General features: G+C 56.1%; 20 protein-coding genes. 19 read left to right on the plus strand and 1 reads right to left on the minus strand.

What is annotated here, in order from left to right; all coding sequences use genetic code 11:
* Positions 1 to 109: 109 nt before the first annotated feature.
* The 17 genes from RAL90_RS04420 (at position 110) to RAL90_RS04500 (ending at position 16060) form a co-directional block, all read left to right on the plus strand.
* Positions 110 to 2011 carry a DUF3363 domain-containing protein gene (locus RAL90_RS04420; protein ID WP_306253312.1) on the plus strand — a complete coding sequence of 634 codons (1902 nt, stop codon included), beginning with the start codon at positions 110 to 112 and terminating at the stop codon, positions 2009 to 2011.
* 246 nt (positions 2012 to 2257) lie between these two features.
* Positions 2258 to 4180, plus strand: coding sequence for an IncP-type conjugal transfer protein TraG (gene traG / locus RAL90_RS04425; RefSeq protein ID WP_306253313.1), 1923 nt, complete (start codon positions 2258 to 2260; stop codon positions 4178 to 4180).
* On the plus strand, positions 4173 to 4655 hold the full coding sequence (locus RAL90_RS04430; RefSeq protein WP_306253314.1) for a hypothetical protein: 483 nt from the start codon (positions 4173 to 4175) through the stop codon (positions 4653 to 4655). The genes traG and RAL90_RS04430 overlap by 8 nt, the downstream gene beginning before the upstream one ends.
* Entirely contained in the window at positions 4652 to 5629 is a 978-nt protein-coding gene (gene trbB, locus RAL90_RS04435; protein WP_306253315.1) for a P-type conjugative transfer ATPase TrbB, read from the plus strand. Before RAL90_RS04430 ends, trbB begins: the two co-directional genes overlap by 4 nt.
* Positions 5626 to 5928, plus strand: a complete 303-nt coding sequence (locus tag RAL90_RS04440) for a TrbC/VirB2 family protein (protein ID WP_306253316.1) — start codon at positions 5626 to 5628, stop codon at positions 5926 to 5928. The genes trbB and RAL90_RS04440 overlap by 4 nt, the downstream gene beginning before the upstream one ends.
* Positions 5928 to 6188, plus strand: coding sequence for a VirB3 family type IV secretion system protein (locus RAL90_RS04445; RefSeq protein WP_306253317.1), 261 nt, complete (start codon positions 5928 to 5930; stop codon positions 6186 to 6188). Before RAL90_RS04440 ends, RAL90_RS04445 begins: the two co-directional genes overlap by 1 nt.
* On the plus strand, positions 6182 to 8611 hold the full coding sequence (gene trbE / locus RAL90_RS04450) for a conjugal transfer protein TrbE (RefSeq protein ID WP_306253318.1): 2430 nt from the start codon (positions 6182 to 6184) through the stop codon (positions 8609 to 8611). The genes RAL90_RS04445 and trbE overlap by 7 nt, the downstream gene beginning before the upstream one ends.
* Entirely contained in the window at positions 8604 to 9314 is a 711-nt protein-coding gene (gene trbJ / locus RAL90_RS04455; protein ID WP_306253319.1) for a P-type conjugative transfer protein TrbJ, read from the plus strand. Before trbE ends, trbJ begins: the two co-directional genes overlap by 8 nt.
* Positions 9314 to 10639, plus strand: coding sequence for a P-type conjugative transfer protein TrbL (trbL, locus tag RAL90_RS04460; RefSeq protein ID WP_372340428.1), 1326 nt, complete (start codon positions 9314 to 9316; stop codon positions 10637 to 10639). The genes trbJ and trbL overlap by 1 nt, the downstream gene beginning before the upstream one ends.
* Positions 10636 to 11334 carry a conjugal transfer protein TrbF gene (gene trbF, locus RAL90_RS04465; RefSeq protein ID WP_306253321.1) on the plus strand — a complete coding sequence of 233 codons (699 nt, stop codon included), beginning with the start codon at positions 10636 to 10638 and terminating at the stop codon, positions 11332 to 11334. Before trbL ends, trbF begins: the two co-directional genes overlap by 4 nt.
* Entirely contained in the window at positions 11331 to 12254 is a 924-nt protein-coding gene (gene trbG / locus RAL90_RS04470) for a P-type conjugative transfer protein TrbG (protein ID WP_306253322.1), read from the plus strand. The genes trbF and trbG overlap by 4 nt, the downstream gene beginning before the upstream one ends.
* A complete protein-coding gene (locus RAL90_RS04475) occupies positions 12247 to 13320 on the plus strand; it encodes a TrbI/VirB10 family protein (protein WP_306253323.1) in 1074 nt (357 codons plus the stop codon). The genes trbG and RAL90_RS04475 overlap by 8 nt, the downstream gene beginning before the upstream one ends.
* On the plus strand, positions 13317 to 13544 hold the full coding sequence (locus RAL90_RS04480) for a DUF2274 domain-containing protein (RefSeq protein WP_306253324.1): 228 nt from the start codon (positions 13317 to 13319) through the stop codon (positions 13542 to 13544). Before RAL90_RS04475 ends, RAL90_RS04480 begins: the two co-directional genes overlap by 4 nt.
* A 22-nt stretch (positions 13545 to 13566) precedes the next feature.
* A complete protein-coding gene (locus tag RAL90_RS04485) occupies positions 13567 to 13902 on the plus strand; it encodes a DUF736 domain-containing protein (protein ID WP_306253325.1) in 336 nt (111 codons plus the stop codon).
* An 18-nt stretch (positions 13903 to 13920) separates the two neighbouring features.
* Positions 13921 to 14178: an AlpA family transcriptional regulator gene (locus RAL90_RS04490; protein ID WP_306253326.1), complete on the plus strand. Its 258-nt coding sequence runs from the start codon at positions 13921 to 13923 to the stop codon at positions 14176 to 14178.
* A 200-nt stretch (positions 14179 to 14378) separates the two neighbouring features.
* Positions 14379 to 14753 carry a helix-turn-helix transcriptional regulator gene (locus RAL90_RS04495; protein ID WP_306253327.1) on the plus strand — a complete coding sequence of 125 codons (375 nt, stop codon included), beginning with the start codon at positions 14379 to 14381 and terminating at the stop codon, positions 14751 to 14753.
* Positions 14750 to 16060: a type II toxin-antitoxin system HipA family toxin gene (locus RAL90_RS04500; RefSeq protein ID WP_306253328.1), complete on the plus strand. Its 1311-nt coding sequence runs from the start codon at positions 14750 to 14752 to the stop codon at positions 16058 to 16060. Before RAL90_RS04495 ends, RAL90_RS04500 begins: the two co-directional genes overlap by 4 nt.
* Before the next feature lie 129 nt (positions 16061 to 16189).
* Here the strand turns inward: RAL90_RS04500 and RAL90_RS04505 are convergent, their stop codons facing one another.
* A complete protein-coding gene (locus RAL90_RS04505) occupies positions 16190 to 17044 on the minus strand; it encodes an MBL fold metallo-hydrolase (protein WP_306253329.1) in 855 nt (284 codons plus the stop codon).
* Positions 17045 to 17111: 67 nt separating this feature from the next.
* On the opposite strand from RAL90_RS04505, the gene RAL90_RS04510 reads away from it, so the two are divergent.
* A complete protein-coding gene (locus RAL90_RS04510; protein ID WP_306253330.1) occupies positions 17112 to 17438 on the plus strand; it encodes a helix-turn-helix transcriptional regulator in 327 nt (108 codons plus the stop codon).
* Positions 17435 to 17965 carry a rhodanese family protein gene (locus tag RAL90_RS04515; protein ID WP_306253331.1) on the plus strand — a complete coding sequence of 177 codons (531 nt, stop codon included), beginning with the start codon at positions 17435 to 17437 and terminating at the stop codon, positions 17963 to 17965. The genes RAL90_RS04510 and RAL90_RS04515 overlap by 4 nt, the downstream gene beginning before the upstream one ends.
* The last annotated feature ends 1 nt before the right edge of the window (position 17966 follow it).

The raw sequence follows: 17966 nt of genomic DNA on the forward strand, positions 1-17966 counted from the left end.
TGAGGCTTCAAAGGGTGTTGTGCTGACAATGGCTGAAGATGAGTTCGTCCCAAAGCCTGGGCACATAAGGCAAACCCGAACCAAACCAGCGCGCAGGTTTACCAAACAGATGATGGCACGGGTTGAGCGTGCAGGAGGGTCGCGGCGGCTGAAAAACAAATCGAGCACCTTCACCGGTGGACGGACTGGCCGGGGGCTCGGCGCGCGGCCCATGCACGGGTTTCGCGGGCTGGATCGGCGCCGGGTGATTGTGAAAGTGCGCCTCGCAGTGTTCGGCAAGGGAGCCGCGCGCTTTACCAGCTTTGCTGGAGCGCGCGCCCATCTTTCCTATATTCAGCGCGAAGCTGCCGTACTGCAGGAGCATGATCACGCGGAAGCAGGAAAGTTGGAACGGGACTTCGGTGCGGATGATCCTGACGGCCATTTCTACAGTGCCGAGCATGATCACCTCGATGGATTGTCATTTCTCGATCAATCGAAGGACGACCGCCATCAGTTCCGGATCATCGTCTCGCCCGAAGATGGAACGGAGCTAGCATCACTGAAAGATTATACGCGTGATCTGATGCGCGGTGTTGAACAGGACCTCGATACCAGGCTCGACTGGATTGCGGTCGATCATTTCAATACCGGCCATCCGCACACACACATCGTGCTGCGCGGCAAGGATGATCGGGAAAAAGACCTGGTGATTGCCCGCGACTATATTCGACACGGCTTTCGCAAGCGGGCGGAGTTAAATCTCACGCGCGAACTCGGGCCCCGCCAAGCGCGAGATATTGCGGCCAGTCTGAATCAGGAAATTGACAGGGAACGCTTCACCAGTCTTGACCGTGATCTTCTCTCACTGGCGGTCGATGGCGAGGTGCATCTCCTGAAACCGGCAACACTCTATGACCGGTTCCGCACCCATTTGCGGCTCGGCCGTCTCAAAACACTCGAAGGCATGGGACTGGCCCGGAACGCTGACAACATCTCTTGGCGACTCCGCCCGGACCTCAAGGAAACCCTGGTCCGTATGGGCGAGCGGGGCGACATCATCCGGACCATGCAGCGGGCGCACAAGGCTGAGGTGGAACGACAGGTGTTCGATCCGGCAAATTCGGCACAGCGACCCGTGTTGGGAGAAATTGTCGCCACCGGCCTGCGCGATGACCGTGAGAGCCACAAATATCTGATCGTCTCCGGCACTGACGGACGGCACTGGTATGCGGAGCTTGACCTAGATGAGGCCTTACCGGGGAAAGGCGGCATCGTCTCCCTCACACCGTCCCGTGGCAAAACCAAACCAAGCGACAGGACGATCGACCGGATCGCGAAAAAACATCGCGGCGTCTATTCCCGCGACTTGCACATCGCGAGTGATGGTCCGCAGTCTGATACATTCCTGACCGCGCACAAGCGGCGGCTTGAAGGCTTGCGGCGCAAAGGCCTTGTGGAGCGTCAGGCAGATGGCAGCTGGCACATTCCGGACGATTATCTGACACGCGTTGCGGCTGCAGACGGCGGTGGCGTGTCTGTTGATGTGCACTCGTCGATGCCTGTCAAAGACCAGATCAGAGCGCGATCCCATGTCTGGCTTGATCAGCGAATCGATGATGCTGGCGTCGGCGCCACCGGATTCGGTAATTCACTAACAGAGGCGCTCGCGAAACGCCGGCAGTTCCTGCTGGCGCAAGGACTCGCCCGAAGTTCTCAAGGGCAGTTCGTGATCGACAAGGTGCAACTTGATGCTTTGGCGCGGCAGTCACTGGACGAAGCCGGCGGCAAACTGGCGAAAACACTGGGCAAACAATACCGCGCCTTCGTGCGGCAGGTATCCGGAACCTATCTCAGACCAGTGGATCTCCCATCCGGGCGCTATGCCGTGATCGACAGCGGCAGGCATATCACGCTGGTGCACTGGTCGCGTGTCATCGAGAACTACCGTGGACGACAGGTCGAAGCACGGCTCAGCGGCAAGTCGGTAAGCTGGCATTTCGGGCGTTCGATACCGTTGCCGCCCCGATAAAAAGGCACTCGTGGGATCAGGAAGGGTCTTCTGGGGGTCAGCAAAGGTCTTTTGAGGGCCAGAACGGTACCTGTGAAGGTCAGCAAGGGTCAGAAAGGGTGTTTTGAGGGTCAGACGGGGTCAGGGAGGGGCGTGAGAGGGTCAGCCGGGACCAGAAAGGGTCAGAAAAGACCCTAGGCAAAACTGAATTTTTTGATGATCATCCGCTGCAGGATCAATTCGCAATAAAGCGGGAGGCAGATGATCATGACACCAACAAAAATACTTTTTGGCCAGATACTGATCTCTTTGAGCCTTGCCCTCCTGATGATCTGGTGGGCAACCCAGTGGACGGCAGGCCAGTTCGGTTATGCCGACCGGCTCGGGCTGCCCTGGTTCGAGATTTTCCGGTTGCCTGTCTATTACCCCTGGGAATTCTTCATCTGGTGGGTGCACTTTGAGGCGGCTGCGCCGCTCGTTTTCCTGAAAGGCGCGGCGATTGCCGCCTCGGGAGGCCTTGCGGGGGTTGCGGCCGCTATTGTGGGTTCGGTGTTACGCGCCCGGCAGCCGAAAGAGGTCACAACCTATGGCTCCGCCAATTGGGCCTCAAAAAAAGACATCCGCAATTCCGGCCTGCTCAGCAACGAGGGTGTGATCCTCGGTCAGTGGGGAAAACATTATCTGCGCCATGATGGCGAAGAGCATGTTATGGCTTTTGCGCCAACACGGTCGGGCAAGGGCGTTGGCCTTGTGGTGCCCACGCTTCTCTCCTGGACCGGCAGCGCCATTATTCATGATCTGAAAGGCGAGAACTGGCAACTGACGGCAGGCTGGCGCGCAAAGTTCTCGCGCTGCTACCGTTTTGATCCGACGGACCTTGCTTCTGCGAAGTTCAATCCGCTGATGGAAATCCGCAAAGGCATCCATGAGCTGCAGGATACCCAGAACATTGTCGATATCCTGATTGACCCGAACGGATCGAAACCTGAGCGCAACCACTGGGACAAGACCAGCTACGATCTACTGACAGCGGCGGTCCTGCATGTTCTTTATGCAGAAGAGGACAAGACTCTGCACGGTGTGGCGCGGTTTCTCTCCAATCCGGAGTGTTCGGCGGAAGAGATGCTGGAAGCGATGCGCACGACCAACCATCTCGGTGACCGGCCCCATGACATTGTCGCCATGGGTGCGCGTCAGGCCCAGAACATGTCGCCCAATGAGTTCTCCGGAGTTCTTTCAACCGCGATGACCACCCTCAGCCATTTCCGGGACCCGATCCTGAGTACTGTCACGTCTTCGTCTGATTTTTCAATTGATGATATTGCAATAAACGCAGACAATATCTCGCTCTATCTGGTGGCGCCGCCGTCGGACGATGGCCGCATCCGGCCCCTGATCCGTATGGTCCTAAATCAAGTCCTGCGGCGGCTCACCGAAAAGCACGATGCTGAAAAGCCGCATGATTTATTGTTGATGCTGGACGAGTTTCCGTCCCTAGGGCGGCTCGACTTTTTTGAATCGGCCCTCAGCTTCATTGGCGGTTATGGCATCAAGGCCTATCTGATCGCCCAATCTCTCAACCAGATCGAAAAGGCCTATGGGCCGAACAACGCAATCCTCGACAATTGTCATTTGCGGATCGCCTTTGCGACCAATGATGAGCGGACCGCGAAGCGCATCTCAGACGCGCTTGGGGCGACGACCGAGCAGCGCCATCAGCGCAATTATGCTGGGCACCGGCTCGCCCCCTGGCTCGGTCACATGATGGTCTCGACTCAGGAGACTCAGCGGCAGCTCCTGACGCCTGGCGAACTAATGCAGCTGCCTTCAGATGAAGCGATCATCATGGTCGGCGGCAAGAAACCCATCCGGGCAAAGAAAGTACGCTATTTTAAGGACCGGAATTTTGTGTCGCGCCGCTGCAAGCCGCCTGTCTCAGCTGCCTCTTCCAGCGCGGTGTGTGCTGGTGCCGGTTCGGGCAATCGCTGGCAGGGAACAAATGCCGGTATCGTTGATCAGGAACGGGCTCGAGAGATTGGACAAGATACCATCGTTGCGCAAGAGCCCGCGCAACAGCAACAGGGCCGAGAGCGCACGCGCGAGATTGTGGCGTATGACGCTATGACGTCAAAGTTTCTGAGCCGTTTTGATGGGGACGACCTGCCGGACCTGGGAGGCAGCCTTGACTGAGCGGCCCCGTAAATCCCGCCACACGCTGCGGCTCACCTCTGATGCGGAACGATTGCTGAATCATGCCGCAGGCGGACGATATGGCGTGCGCTCCGATATCGCTGACAAAGCGATCCGCGCCTATCTCGATCCGTCCGGCGACGACCGCATCTCGCTGATGGAGCGCCGCCTCAATGCCATGACCAAGGTGAACCGGCGGCTTGCCGACGACCAACTGGTCGCGACCGAAACCCTCGGATTGTTTATCCAGTTTTTCATGACCATCACGCCGTCCATGCCAAGGGACAATCAGGATGCCGCCAAGGCGCTTGGCCTCAAACGCTATGATCATTTTTTGAGCGAGCTTGCCAAGCGATTGCGCAGCAACGTCTCCCTGACCGACATGGTGTTTGACAGTGGCGACGGTCTTGATGATCTGCTTGCCGGTCTCGACGGTGACATTGCAACACCAGAAAAAATGGCGGTGCCGGCATGAGTAGTCATGATCGACACATTGCCATGCTCACAACGGCGTTCGGGCCGGAGATTGCAAACGCGCTTAATGATCCGGACACACAGGAAGTTATGGCCAATCCTGACGGCAGCCTCTGGGTTGAAACAAGAAGAGGCGGACGCGAAAAGGTGGCGAAACTGCCTTCGACCCAGGCAGAACGGATCATCCGTCTGGTGGCAAGTCATGTGGGAACGGACTGCACGCCCTCAGCGCCCGTTGTCAGTGCCGAGTTGCCCGGAAGCGGCGAACGCTTCGAAGGCCTGTTACCACCGGCTGCCCCGGCGCCCTGTTTTGCGATCCGCAAACCGGCAGCCCGCGTATTCTCGGTCGAGGAATTTGTTGAGCGAGAAGTGATGACACCAATGCAGGCAACGATCTTGCGGAAGGCTGTGGCAACCCAACAGAATATCGTGATTGCAGGGGGCACAGGGTCCGGGAAAACCACGCTTGCGAATGCGCTGTTGCATGAGTTTACTTTGACTGGGGAACGGTTGGTGCTGATTGAGGACACGCGGGAACTGCAATGCACGGCACAGGACCATGTGCAGCTCAGAACCGTTACCAATATTGTCAGTATGTGCGATCTTGTGCGGTCTTCGCTAAGGCTCCGGCCCGACCGGATCATCATTGGTGAGGTGAGGGGGGCAGAAGCGCTCGATCTCTTAAAAGCCTGGAACACCGGTCATCCGGGTGGCGTCGCAACCCTGCATGCAAACTCCGCTGATGGCGCGCTTGTACGGCTCGAACAGCTTTGCGGAGAAGCCACCACGTCGCCACCACGCAGCCTCATTGCTGAAGCCGTCGATATGATTGCCTTCCTCAAAAAAACCGGCAGCGGCAGGCGGCTTACTGAATTGAAACGCGTCACCGGTCTCACCGCTCTCGAAGAATTTGTCACCGAGGACGCCATGCCATCGGCACTCACCCTGATCGATCAAAAGGAGACCCGTTCATGATCCGCTCTTTATGTATTTTGCTTCTGCTGTTCTTTGTCTTGTTGGAACCTGCTTATGCGTCTGGGTCCGGCATGCCCTGGGAAGGGCCGTTGCAGTCGATCCTTGATTCAATTGAGGGGCCAGTTGCTCGTGTGATCGCGGTCATCATCATTGTGATCACCGGCCTCACCATGGCGTTCGGCGATATGTCAGGCGGCGCACGGCGGATGATCCAGATCGTTTTTGGTCTGTCAATTGCCTTTGCCGCAACCAGCTTCTTTTTGACTTTCTTTTCATTCGGCGGCGGAGCTTTAGTCTGATGGAATTACCTGACGGATATGTGGTGCCTGTCTACCGCTCCCTTTCCGAGCCGGTGTTGATTGCCGGCGCGCCTCGTGCGGTCACCATTCTCAATGGCACGCTCGCGGCAAGCCTCGGTCTCGGTCTGCAATTATGGATACTCGGGATCGTCTACTGGTTTGTGGTTCAAGGGATTGCCGTCTGGATGACAAAACGCGATCCGCAATTCTTTGAAACCGCGACAAGGCACATAAGACACAAGGGGTATCTCTCATGCTGAACCTTGCAGAGTTCCAATCGCGCCCCAAAAGCCTTGCAGACTATCTGCCCTGGGGATTTCTGGTCGCGCCCGGCGTGGTTCTCAACAAGGATGGCAGTTTCCAGAAGACGCTGCGCTATCGTGGGCCTGATCTGGCAAGCGCCACAGCGGAAGAGATGGTCTCTGTCACAGCACGGATCAATAATGTGCTGCGCCGGTTTGGCACAGGCTGGTCACTTTATTTTGAGGCGGCGCGGGTCGCGGCTCCGGACTATCCGGCATCGCATTTTGATCAGCCGCTTGCCTGGCTGATTGATGAAGAACGCCGGGCAGGATTTGAACGGGACGGACGGTATTTTGAAAGCTCATTCTATCTGACGTTTCAGTATCTGCCGCCGGAAGACCGGACCAGCCGTCTTGACTCTCTGCTGCTTGATCGCAGCGATGAGAGTACCGCCACTGGTTGGCAAGATCATCTCACAGAATTTACCGATCAGGTGCGACAGGCGATTGATCTTCTGAACGGTGCCATGCCGCTGGTCGCGGAACTCGATGACCGGGAAACACTGACCTATCTGCATGACGGCATCTCATCCAAAAAACATAATGTAAATGTGCCGGACGTCCCGGCCTATCTCGATTGTCTCGTCGCCGACGAGGCACTCACCTGCGGGCTAGAGCCGAAACTGGGCGACCGGCATTTGCGTGTGCTGACAATATTGGGACTACCGGGGACAGGCGAGCCCGGCCTGCTCGACGCCCTCAATCATCTTGGCTTTCCTTATCGCTGGATGACACGATTTATTGCCCTCGATAAACGGGACGCGCAAGTGGCGCTCGAAAAAGCCCGGCGGCACTGGTTCGCCAAACGCAAATCTGTTTTGTCCCTGTTGCGTGAAGCGGTGTTTCAGGAACCAGCCCAGCTGCTCGACAGCGATGCTGAAAACAAGGCGGCAGATGCCGATCTTGCCCTGCAGGACTTGGGGAGCGATGCGGTCTCCTTCGGCTTTGTCACGACGAGCGTTGTTGTGGCGGAGAACGACGCTGATGTTGCGGAAGCCCGCATCGCCAAGGTCGCTGAACTCTTCAATGCCAGGGGTTTCGTCACCATCAACGAGACCGTCAATGCGGTTGATGCCTGGCTCGGCTCCCTGCCGGGTCAGCCTTACGCCAATGTGCGCCAGCCCCTGATCCATACGCTGAACCTTGCCCATTTCTGCCCGCTCTCCGCCGTCTGGGCCGGACCGCAAGAAAACGCCCATCTTGCAGGACCACCGGTGATGCAGGTGGCGACAGAAGGGGCGACCCCGTTCCGTCTCGTCACGCATCAGGGCGATGTGGGTCATATGATGGTGGTCGGCCCGACCGGTGCTGGAAAGTCCGTTTTGCTTAATCTGCTTATGGCGCAATTCCTGCGCTATGAGGGTGCGCAGGTGTTCTTCTTCGACAAGGGCGCCTCGGCAAGAGCCATGGTTCTGGGACTGCGCGGTACCTGGCTTGATGTGGCCGAACCCGATGATATTGCCCTGCAGCCGCTGAAATCCGTTGATCATGATAGCCATCGCGGCTGGGCCCTCGACTGGCTGCTTTTACTGCTGACCGGCGAGGGGCTAGAGGTAACGCCTGAACAGAAGGACCTTCTCTGGACCGCACTTAACGCTCTTGCCGATGTGCCGGAACATGAACGTACCCTGACCGGCCTGTCATTGCTGGTGCAGGATCAGGCCATCAGGACGGCGTTGCAGCCCTTCACGCTGGAAGGCGCATTCGGGGCCGTGCTCGACAGTGACTGCGAAGAGATCGGCTTTGCCCGCGTCACCGGTTTTGAAATGGACCGGCTGATGCAGACAAAGCGTCTTGTCCTGCCGGTCCTCGACCTCTTGTTTCACCGGCTGGAGGAACGCTTTCGTGGGTCACCTTCCTTGCTCATACTAGATGAAGCCTGGCTCTTCCTCGACCATCCCGTCTTTGCCGGCAAAATCCGCGAATGGCTCAAAACCCTCCGCAAAAAGAATGTCTCGGTGATTTTTGCGACCCAGTCGCTTGCCGATGTGGCAATGAGCACGATTGCTCCGGCATTGATTGACGCCTGTCCAACCCGAATCTTCCTGCCAAACTCAGCAGCCGTGGAACAGACGGCAAAGGAAACCTATGAGCGATTCGGTCTCAACCAACGTCAGATCGAGATCATCGCCAGTGCAGCGCCGAAACGGGACTACTACTATCAGTCATCCGATGGCAATCGCCTGTTCGACCTCACATTGGGTGAGGTCGCACTCGCCTTTTGCGGCGCGTCGTCGGCGACAGCGCAGCAGGAAATCGATGCTGTTCTGGCGCAGCACGGAGGGGCCGGATTTCCGGAGAAATGGCTGGAACATCATGGGCTCAGCTGGGCCGCTCAATTGTTTGCTGGACGATGTAAAGAGGAGAGTACCCATGCGTAAACTGATCATTATTGGCCTATTTGCTGTGTTATCGATCCAGCCAGCGATTGCCCAGTTTGGCAATGGGATCGTTTTTGACCCGACCAATTACCGGCAGAACCTGATCACCGCGATCCGCAATGTGGAGCAGGTCAATAATCAGATCCGGCAGTTGGAAAACGATATCCGCATGCTCGCCAATCAGGCCGAAGACCTGACTAGGTTAGACTTTTCAGCCGGCGCAATCGTTGACCAGAAACTCGCCGAGATCGAACAGCTGATCAGGAACGCCAATTCGATTGCCATGTCAGTTGCAGAGATGGAATCCGCCTATGCCGAGCTTTATCCTGACGACTATGTCGTGATCGGTCGGGACAAGGCGATGGTTGCCGCGCGGGCACAATGGCAAGCGGCACGCCGTGCTTATGGGGACACATTGCTTGTGCAGGCGCAGATAGCCGATGCCGTCAATGCCGACCGCTCAACCCTTGATCGCCTGATCACCGAAAGCCAGACCGCCAGCGGCAATCTGCAGGTGACGCAGGCCGGAAACCAGCTTGTGGCGCTGCAGACCAAACAGTTGATGCAGCAGCAGGTTCTGATCGCAAGTCAATACCGGGCAGAAGCATTGGAACGGGCACGCGCTGTTGACGCAGAAGAGATCGCCCGCGCACGCTTCTCAAAGTTTGTCGGTGACGGTACGGCCTATAAGGAGGCCGAATGATGGACGATCTCGGCGTCATTGATCAGTTTACAGCCGTTTTCTCGACCTATATCGATTCAGGCTTCGGCTTGCTCTCGGCCGATGTCGCCTTTCTGACCACGGCGCTGATTACCATCGATATTGTGCTTGCGGGTCTTTTCTGGTCGATGAACGGCGAAGCCAATGTCATCGGTCAATTTGTGAAAAAGGTCCTTTATGTTGGCGCCTTCGCCTTCATCCTCAATAATTTTCAATTCCTGGCTACGGTGATTTTCGACAGTTTTGCGGCATTGGGCCTGAAGGCAACAGGCACCAGTATCACCGCAGCTGATCTCCTGAAGCCGGGATTTGTCGCCAATACCGGCTTTGAAGCGGCAATACCGCTGCTTGATGAAGCAAATGCACTGGCCGGATTCCCTGACATCTTTGCCAATGCGATCGCGATCTTCATCATCATGCTCGCCTGGCTGATCGTGCTCCTCGCCTTCTTCATTCTCGCAATACAGCTCTTTGTCACCATCATTGAGTTCAAGCTGACGACCCTCGCAGGCTTTGTGCTGGTCCCCTTTGCGTTATGGAACAAAACAGCCTTCCTCGCTGAAAAAGTCCTCGGCAATGTGATTTCCTCCGGTATCAAATTGATGGTCCTTGCCCTGATTGTCGGGATCGGCTCGACGATCTTTTCATCTGTAACGTCCGCCTTCACGCCGGGTGATGTGACCCTGCAGCAGGCGGCAGCAACGATCCTCGCATCGTTGTCGTTGTTGGCACTTGGGATCTTTGGACCTGGTATCGCAACTGGCCTCGTTTCTGGTGCACCTCAGCTCGGGGCAGGGGCAGCTGTTGGTACAGCCCTTGGTGCTGGCGCCGGTATTGCGGCAGGCGGTGCCCTTGGCGTGATGGGCATGCGTGCTGCCATGGCGGGTGGTCATGGCGCAGTGCGCGCCGGGGCGTCGCTCGCCGGCGGGGCGCATACCGCCTACACCCTTGGCAGCGCCGGCAATACGGGAGCTGCAGCAACGCTTTCGGGTGCAAAGTCCACGGTTGCTGCCGGAGCGGCGAGCGCCAGTTCCCGCCTCAAATCGATGGCGAGTGCGGCGCTCGGCAAGCCGGAAGAAGCCTTTCAGTCGGGGGCGAAGGCCGCCTTTGCCGATACGGGCGGCAAGCTCAACGGCAAGCCGATGCCGGTCACGGGGGTAACATCGTCACCTCCCAACTGGGCGAGTAATTTACGCCGTGAACAGACAATGCGCGATGCCGGTCTTGCGACTACGCAAACTGTTGCCATGGGCGATCGCCCTGGTGGCGGTGAAGGACCGCGTCTCAACGATGGAGGAGCCCCATGAAATTCAAGCGGCCACAAAATCACTATGGCGAAAGCCCGGTCCCTGAAACCCCGTATCAGAAAGCGGGGCAGGTCTGGGACGAGCGGCTTGGCTCGGCACGGGTGCAGGCCCGTAACTGGCGCCTTACGGCGTTCGCCATGATACTATTTGCCTTTGGGTTAGCGTTGGCAGTTGTCTGGCAGGGCAGCCGGTCAATCGTGACGCCTTACGTTGTTGAAGTGAGTGATGCAGGGCGCACCCGTGCTGTTGCGCCGGCAACGGAGACCTATGAGCCGAGAGATGCCCAGATTGCCTGGCATCTGGCAGAGTTTATCAGAAAGACCCGCGCTGTTTCGATTGATCCTGTGGTTGTCCGCGAGAACTGGCTTGCAGCTTACGACTATACGACGGACCGTGCCGCAGCGACCCTCAACGACTATGCCCGCGAACACGACCCGTTCGCTGAAATCGGTGAACGCAGCGTCTCTGTGGAAATCATCAGTGTGGTGCGCTCCAGCGATAACAGTTTCGATGTGCGCTGGCAGGAAACAGAATTCCGTTTTGGCCGTGTCGAACGAGCCGAGCGCTATACGGCAAGTCTGACGGTTGTGGTGAAACCGCCGCGCGATGCCGACACGTTGCGGCGCAATCCGCTTGGTATTTATGTCCATGGTCTCGACTGGGCCCGAGACTTTCAACCGGGAGACGGATCATGAGAGCGTTTGTTTCGCTGGTTTCTTTGTTGGTTCTTACTGCCTGTACGACCACAAGTGTCACCTCTAGTGAGGCACAGCAAACTACCGAGCCAATTGTCATTGAATTGCCAGTGACCGAAACTTCGTCAGCACGAGTGATCAGGCCCCATGATCCCCATGAAGTACGCCATGAGGCCGATGTAAAAGCGCAGCCCTGGCAACGGATTGAGCGGGCAAATAAAGCGGCGAAAGTTGAGCCCGGCCTCGAAAACTATGTGAATGCCGTCCAGATTTATCCCTATACGCCGGGAGCCCTCTATCAGCTTTATACCGCCCCCGGGCAGGTGTCGGTGATTTCGCTGGAGCGCGGCGAAAGCCTCGTTTCGGTTTCTGCCGGTGATACGGCCCGCTGGATTGTCGGTGATACGGTGAGTGGTGCAGGTGCCAGTACTCAAGTGCAGATTCTGGTAAAGCCCGTCAGCCCCGGCCTTTCCACCAATCTGGTGATCACTACCTCAAAACGGACTTATCTTGTTGAGATGCGGAGTTTCCGGGAGACCTATATGGCGGCGCTCTCCTGGGCCTATCCTGCTGACCCGCATATGGTGGTCGAAGAAGGGTCGATGCGTAACGTCAGGACTCTCGATCCTGCTGACCTCAATTTCCACTATGAGATTTCGGGGCCGAGGCCGCGCTGGCGGCCAGCCCGTGTCTTCGACGATGCGATGAAAACCTATATCGAATTTCCGTCAACTGTGGACACGTCTGAAACGCCGCCTTTGTTCATTATTGGCAGCAGCAAGGAACCTGAACTCGTCAATTACCGGGTGCTTGGGCGCTACTATGTGGTCGACCGGCTGTTCGACCATGCGGAATTACGGCTGGGTACAGAAGACCAGGTGATAGTGGCGATTAAACGGGTGGAGGGCGCCCATGAGTGAGGTTGAAGACTTTGCCTTGCGGGCAAAACCGCAGCCGGTGACGCGCTTGAGCAAACGGGCGATTATCATCACAACAACAATTTTCGTAATGATCGTTGTGATGGCGTTCATGGTCACCATCAATCCGCCATCTGCGCGGGGGGAGTCCACATCAACCGAACTCTACAATGTCAGCAACAAACCGGTTTCCGATCGCTTGGCTGACTTGCCGTCAAATTATGGCGAGCATGCAAACATGATGGCGCGGCAGGTGCAAGTTTCGGCGGCTGTGACACAGGATACCGGGGAGCCTGTTGAAACGACGGAACAACCATCAGCTAAAACACAACCAAATCATGGCCTGACCAGACGGCGATATGGTGTGACATCTCGTCGCGGCGACGCCAATCAATCGGCGCTGTTTTTTTCGAGCAGCAACTCTCAAGGGAAGACGATTGATGCTGAACGTCTGATTGCAGAAGCGCTTGGTGAGAAGGGCACCTCCCACGGGACAAGTGCCTCCTCGATAAAAGCTGGCACGCTGATCCCGGCAAGCCTGTTGACCGGGATCAATTCTGATTTGCCGGGCCCCGCCATCGCCCAAGTGACCCAGAACGTCTATGACAGTGCCACCGGGGATCATGTTCTGATCCCGCAAGGGGCCCGGATTATTGGTGCTTATGACAGCGGTATCGATTTCGGTCAGCGCCGGGTCTTCATCACCTGGTCACGGATTATAAATCCAGACGGGACATCGATCGATCTCGCCAATCTCGCAGCAGCTGACCTTTCAGGTTACGCGGGTCTCACCGACCGCATCGACAATCACACGGGCGAACTGGTGCGCGCCGGCATTCTCTCCACGGTTCTTGGTGTGGGTGCCGAACTCGCTATTGGTGACGACGAAGATGATATTGCCCGTGCTTTGCGCGAAGGTTTGCAGGGCACCACCAATGATGCGGGACAGCAACTCATCCGCCGCCAGCTCAACATAAAACCGACCCTGACGGTGCGGCCCGGCTGGGCCTTCCAGATCATAGTGACCCAGGATTTAAACCTGGCCCCTTACAGAGGACCTTCTAAATGACGATCAAACTGAAACAGCTTCCCGACCGGGAAATGAAACGACTGACGATTTCTGTTTCGCCCCACGTGTTCAACGACCTGCAGGCATATGCAGAAATCTATGCGGATATTTACGGCAAGGAAGAACAGCCCTCAGCGCTGGTCCCGTCCATGGTCGAAGCCTTTCTCGCAAGCGATAGCGGTTTTAAGCGGGCGCAAAAGGAGCGTCAGCAATCAAGTTCATAGCCACCAGTAAAGGAGTAATATCATGGCAACCATTGGCACATTCAGCAAAACGGAGAAAGGCTATACAGGCACGATCCGTACCATGACCATCAATGTCAAATCGACATTTGTTCCCAATGACAAGAACGGCAACGACAAGGCGCCTGATTTCCGGATTTACGCGGGTGGGGCGGAACTCGGAGCGGCCTGGCGCGCCAAAGGCAAAGGCGATAAGGCGAGCGAATTCCTGAGTGTCGAACTCGACGATCCAAGTTTTGCCAAACCGATCCGAGCGGCGTTCTTTGAGAAGCACGAGGATAATAAAGGTGTGTTGGTCTGGACTAGATCAAGGCCTGAAGCTGGCGCGCGTGCCTCATAGTTCATTGGGTGTTGAACCATGTCTTTCACCGAACAAACACTTGAGCGTGATTCATCTGTATCAGAAGCAGCCCTTGATCCGTTCGGTCGTTTTCTAAAATTGCAGGAAGTGATGGCGTCGATCGGTGTCAGTCAGGCGATGGTCTACAAGCTGATGCATGATGAGGTGATGCCCTTTCCCAAGCCGGTGAAGGTTGGACGCGCCTCGCTCTGGATCGAGCGTGAAGTCATCGCCTGGAAAGCCAGGATTGTTGAAGCCAGCGGATTGGCCTCTTAGAGGGGCCGACTCAAGGCAAAATATCTTGGTGGTTAGTGCGTCTATAGTATATACATAGTTTGATCAATAAATTGATCAAACTACCGTATTTCTGCGAATTTAGTTCAATATATGTCTCAAAATAAATAATTCATTGAAATTTATGATATTGAGCCATATATTGATCAAAGAAGCAATTTTCAGTATATTTTGAGACAAATATGGCGCAAAATCCAGATTATAACCTAGCTCCCGCTGAATTGGTGGAATCGGACCTGTGCGCGCGTTTGGCAGAGATCAGATTGAGCCAGAATATCAATCAGACGACGCTCGCTAAAGAAGCCGGCGTTGCCCGACGAACGATTTCCCGATTGGAAAATGGCGAAGGGGTTTCTTTTGAAACCATCATTCGGGTGATGCGGGCCCTTGGTCTCACCAGCCACCTCAAATCCATGCTGCCAGATCCCAAAATCAGGCCGATTGATCGCGTCAAATTTGCCGGCCAGGAACGCAAGCATGCCAGTAGTCCAAGAAAAGAAGAAACTGCAGACACACGAACCTGGCAATGGGGCGATGAGAAGGATGCCATAGAATGACCGATGCCCGCGTCCTGCTATGGGGGACAGAGATCGGTGCCGTCTCGTGGATCGCTGACAGAAACATCGGGATTTTTCAGTATACGGGTGAGTTTGCGCAGAGCGGAATCGAAGTGTCTCCCCTGGAAATGCCCCTGCGCCCGCAACCTTATGAATTTCCAGAACTGGCCTATGACACCTTTAAGGGCCTGCCGGGGCTTCTGTCGGACTCCCTGCCGGATAAATTCGGCAATGCCATGATCGATGCCTGGCTTGCGACACAGGGGCGAGAGCCCGGCAGCATGAATCCCGTGGAACGGCTGCGCTATATTGGTACGCGCGGCATGGGTGCGTTGGAATTTCGTCCCGGCTTCGAGCGCGGGAGGCGCAAAGAACGCGTTCTCAAGATCGATGCGTTGGTCGATCTTACCAATCAGGTCCTGAACGACCGGCAGAATTTGCGTGGTGTATTTACCGGCGAAGATGATCATGAAACGATCGAAGATATTCTCCGTGTCGGAACATCCGCAGGCGGAGCCCGTGCTAAAGCCATTCTCGCCTGGAACGAAGAGACTAATGAGTTTCGATCAGGTCAGGTAGATCTGGAAGAAGGCTACACCGCCTGGCTCATGAAATTTGATGGTATTGATGACAACAAGGACAAGGAGCTCGTTGATCCTAAAGGCTATGGCTTGATCGAGTATGCTTACCACCTGATGGCGGTAGAGGCAGGTATCCAGATGATGCCATGCAGGCTGCACAAGGAAGGTGGGCGCTCGCATTTTATGACGCAGCGATTTGACCGAACCGTTGATGGTGACAAGCTGCATGTGCAAACTCTTGGAGCACTCATGCACTATGATTATAATCAGCCTGCCTCTTATTCATACGAGCAGGCATTGCAGGCCACGATCCGGCTCGATCTATCCATGGGCGAGATCGAGGAACAGTTTCGGCGCACCGTCTTTAACGTGATCGCCCGCAATCAGGACGACCATGTAAAGAACATTGCCTTTTTGATGGACCGGGCAGGGAAGTGGTCTCTTTCACCCGCTTATGACGTCGCGTATTCCTACAATCCCGGCGGTGCCTGGACGGGCAAGCATCAGATGAGTGTCAACGGGAAACGGGATGATTTTGAACTGAGTGATTTGATTGCGCTGGCGGTCATTGGGGGTGTGAAGGCAGGGCGTGCGAAGCAGATTGTCGAGCAGGTACGTGAAGCAGTGTCGCGATGGGAGGAATTTGCCAGCGATGCGGGTGTTTTTGAAGAGCACGCTACTAAAGTAAAAAGAGCAATACGGCTGGATCTATACGACTGTAACTAGGGATCCGGACCCAAATTGATGCTTGACCTATGAGCGACGTGGACGGCCGTTGGCTTTGTGCGTCCTACGGCAGCTATGCGAGCAAAAGGAGACGTTAAGATCCTCATCGGCGACTCTAGTCAAAGTGACCTAAATCCGATTGATCGGTAGCTTCAGGTAGGTGTGGCCATCGGATTCAGCTGGCGGCAGCGCTCCGCCGCGAATGTTTACTTGCAAAGAGGGTAAGATCAGGCGTGGCGCTTTGAGGGTCGCGTCGCGGGCCTCGCGCATGGCAACAAAGGCATTTTCGTCCGAACCGTCGAGATGCACATTGGACGCCAATTGCTCAGCGACTGTGCTTTCCCAGGCCACATGGTTTCGCGACTCTGGCGAGTAATCGTGTCCGACAAAAATTCGCGTTTCCGGCGGAAGTGACAGAATTTTTTGAATGGATTGATGCAGGGTGCGCGCGTCGCCGCCAGGAAAGTCTGCGCGCGCCGTTCCGTAATCTGGCATGAAGAGCGTATCCCCGACAAAGGCTGCATCTCCGATGATGAACGTCACGCAAGCTGGCGTGTGACCGGGAGTATGCAAGACCTTGATCGAAGTGGATCCGAGTGGAATTTCATCGCCATCTTCGAAAAGGGCATCAAACACGCTCCCGTTCGCGCAAACGTCACGCGCATTGAACACGGGCCCAAACAGCTTCTGAACATCGGTAATCCTGGCGCCGATTCCCATTTTTGCGCCGGTTTCAGTTCTAACATAATCAGCCGCCGATAAATGATCGGCATGGGCGTGGGTGTCCAATACCCAGGTCAATTCCAACTTGCGCGCACGAATGTCAGACAGAATACGGTCAACCGACGCTGTCGTGAGAGCCGCACGATGTGGCTCATAATCCAGGACAGGATCGATCAAAACGGCGTGCTTGGTCGCGACGTCTTCAACCAGATAGGTCACCGTATTTGTTGGGTCATCAAAGTAAGCTTCGACTTGGATCATGTTGGGTCTCCTCTTTTTCTTATATATTAGTACTTGCTAAATTAGCAACACCTTATACATAAGATGCATGAAGAACACGACTGAACTGCTCGATCCCAGCATTTTCGAGGCGAAAGCCGAAGTGGCGGCAAGTCTGTTAAAGGCGATGTCAAATCCGCACCGCCTGATGGTGCTGTGTCGCTTGGGGGCCTCGGAAGCCTCGGTTGGAGAGTTGCAGGCCGATGCTGGCCTGTCGCAATCCGCCCTCTCGCAACATCTTGCGGTGCTGCGCGAGCGCAAGCTCGTTGAAACCCGCCGAGAGGGTCAAACGATCTATTACCGATTGGCAGATCTTGCGGTTCGCGACGTGATCGAAACTTTGATGAAAATATACTGCCCGGAGATGCTGGAATGAGCACACTTACGAAACTGACACCGCAAGACACGGCCGACCGCGTCAAATCAGGCGAAGCCGTGCTGATCGATATTCGCGAGCCCGATGAATATGCGCGGGAACATATTCCGGGCGCGATCTCGCTGCCCGTATCGGCACTGAACGAGGCCGACCTTAAACTCGACGCCGATCAACACGCGATATTCCACTGTAAGTCCGGCATGCGGACAGACACCAATTGCGCCGTGCTGGCCCACCGTGTTGAAGGAGAAGCCTTCATGCTGGAAGGCGGCCTCGACGCCTGGCGTTCGCACGGCTTGCCAACCGCGAAGGATGCCAAAGCGCCGTTAGAGATCAATCGCCAAGTGCAAATCACAGCCGGCAGTCTGGTCTTTTTCGGCGTTCTGATGGGATGGTTCGTGGCGCCCGCCTGGTTTGGTGTGTCTGCTTTTGTCGGTGCCGGCCTCATGTTCGCCGGACTGAGCGGTTGGTGCGGGATGGCGACGCTCTTACAAGCGATGCCCTGGAACCGGCGCCCGTCTGTCTGAT

Source organism: Parvularcula sp. IMCC14364 (genome assembly GCF_030758415.1).
GTDB lineage: Bacteria > Pseudomonadota > Alphaproteobacteria > Caulobacterales > Parvularculaceae > Aquisalinus.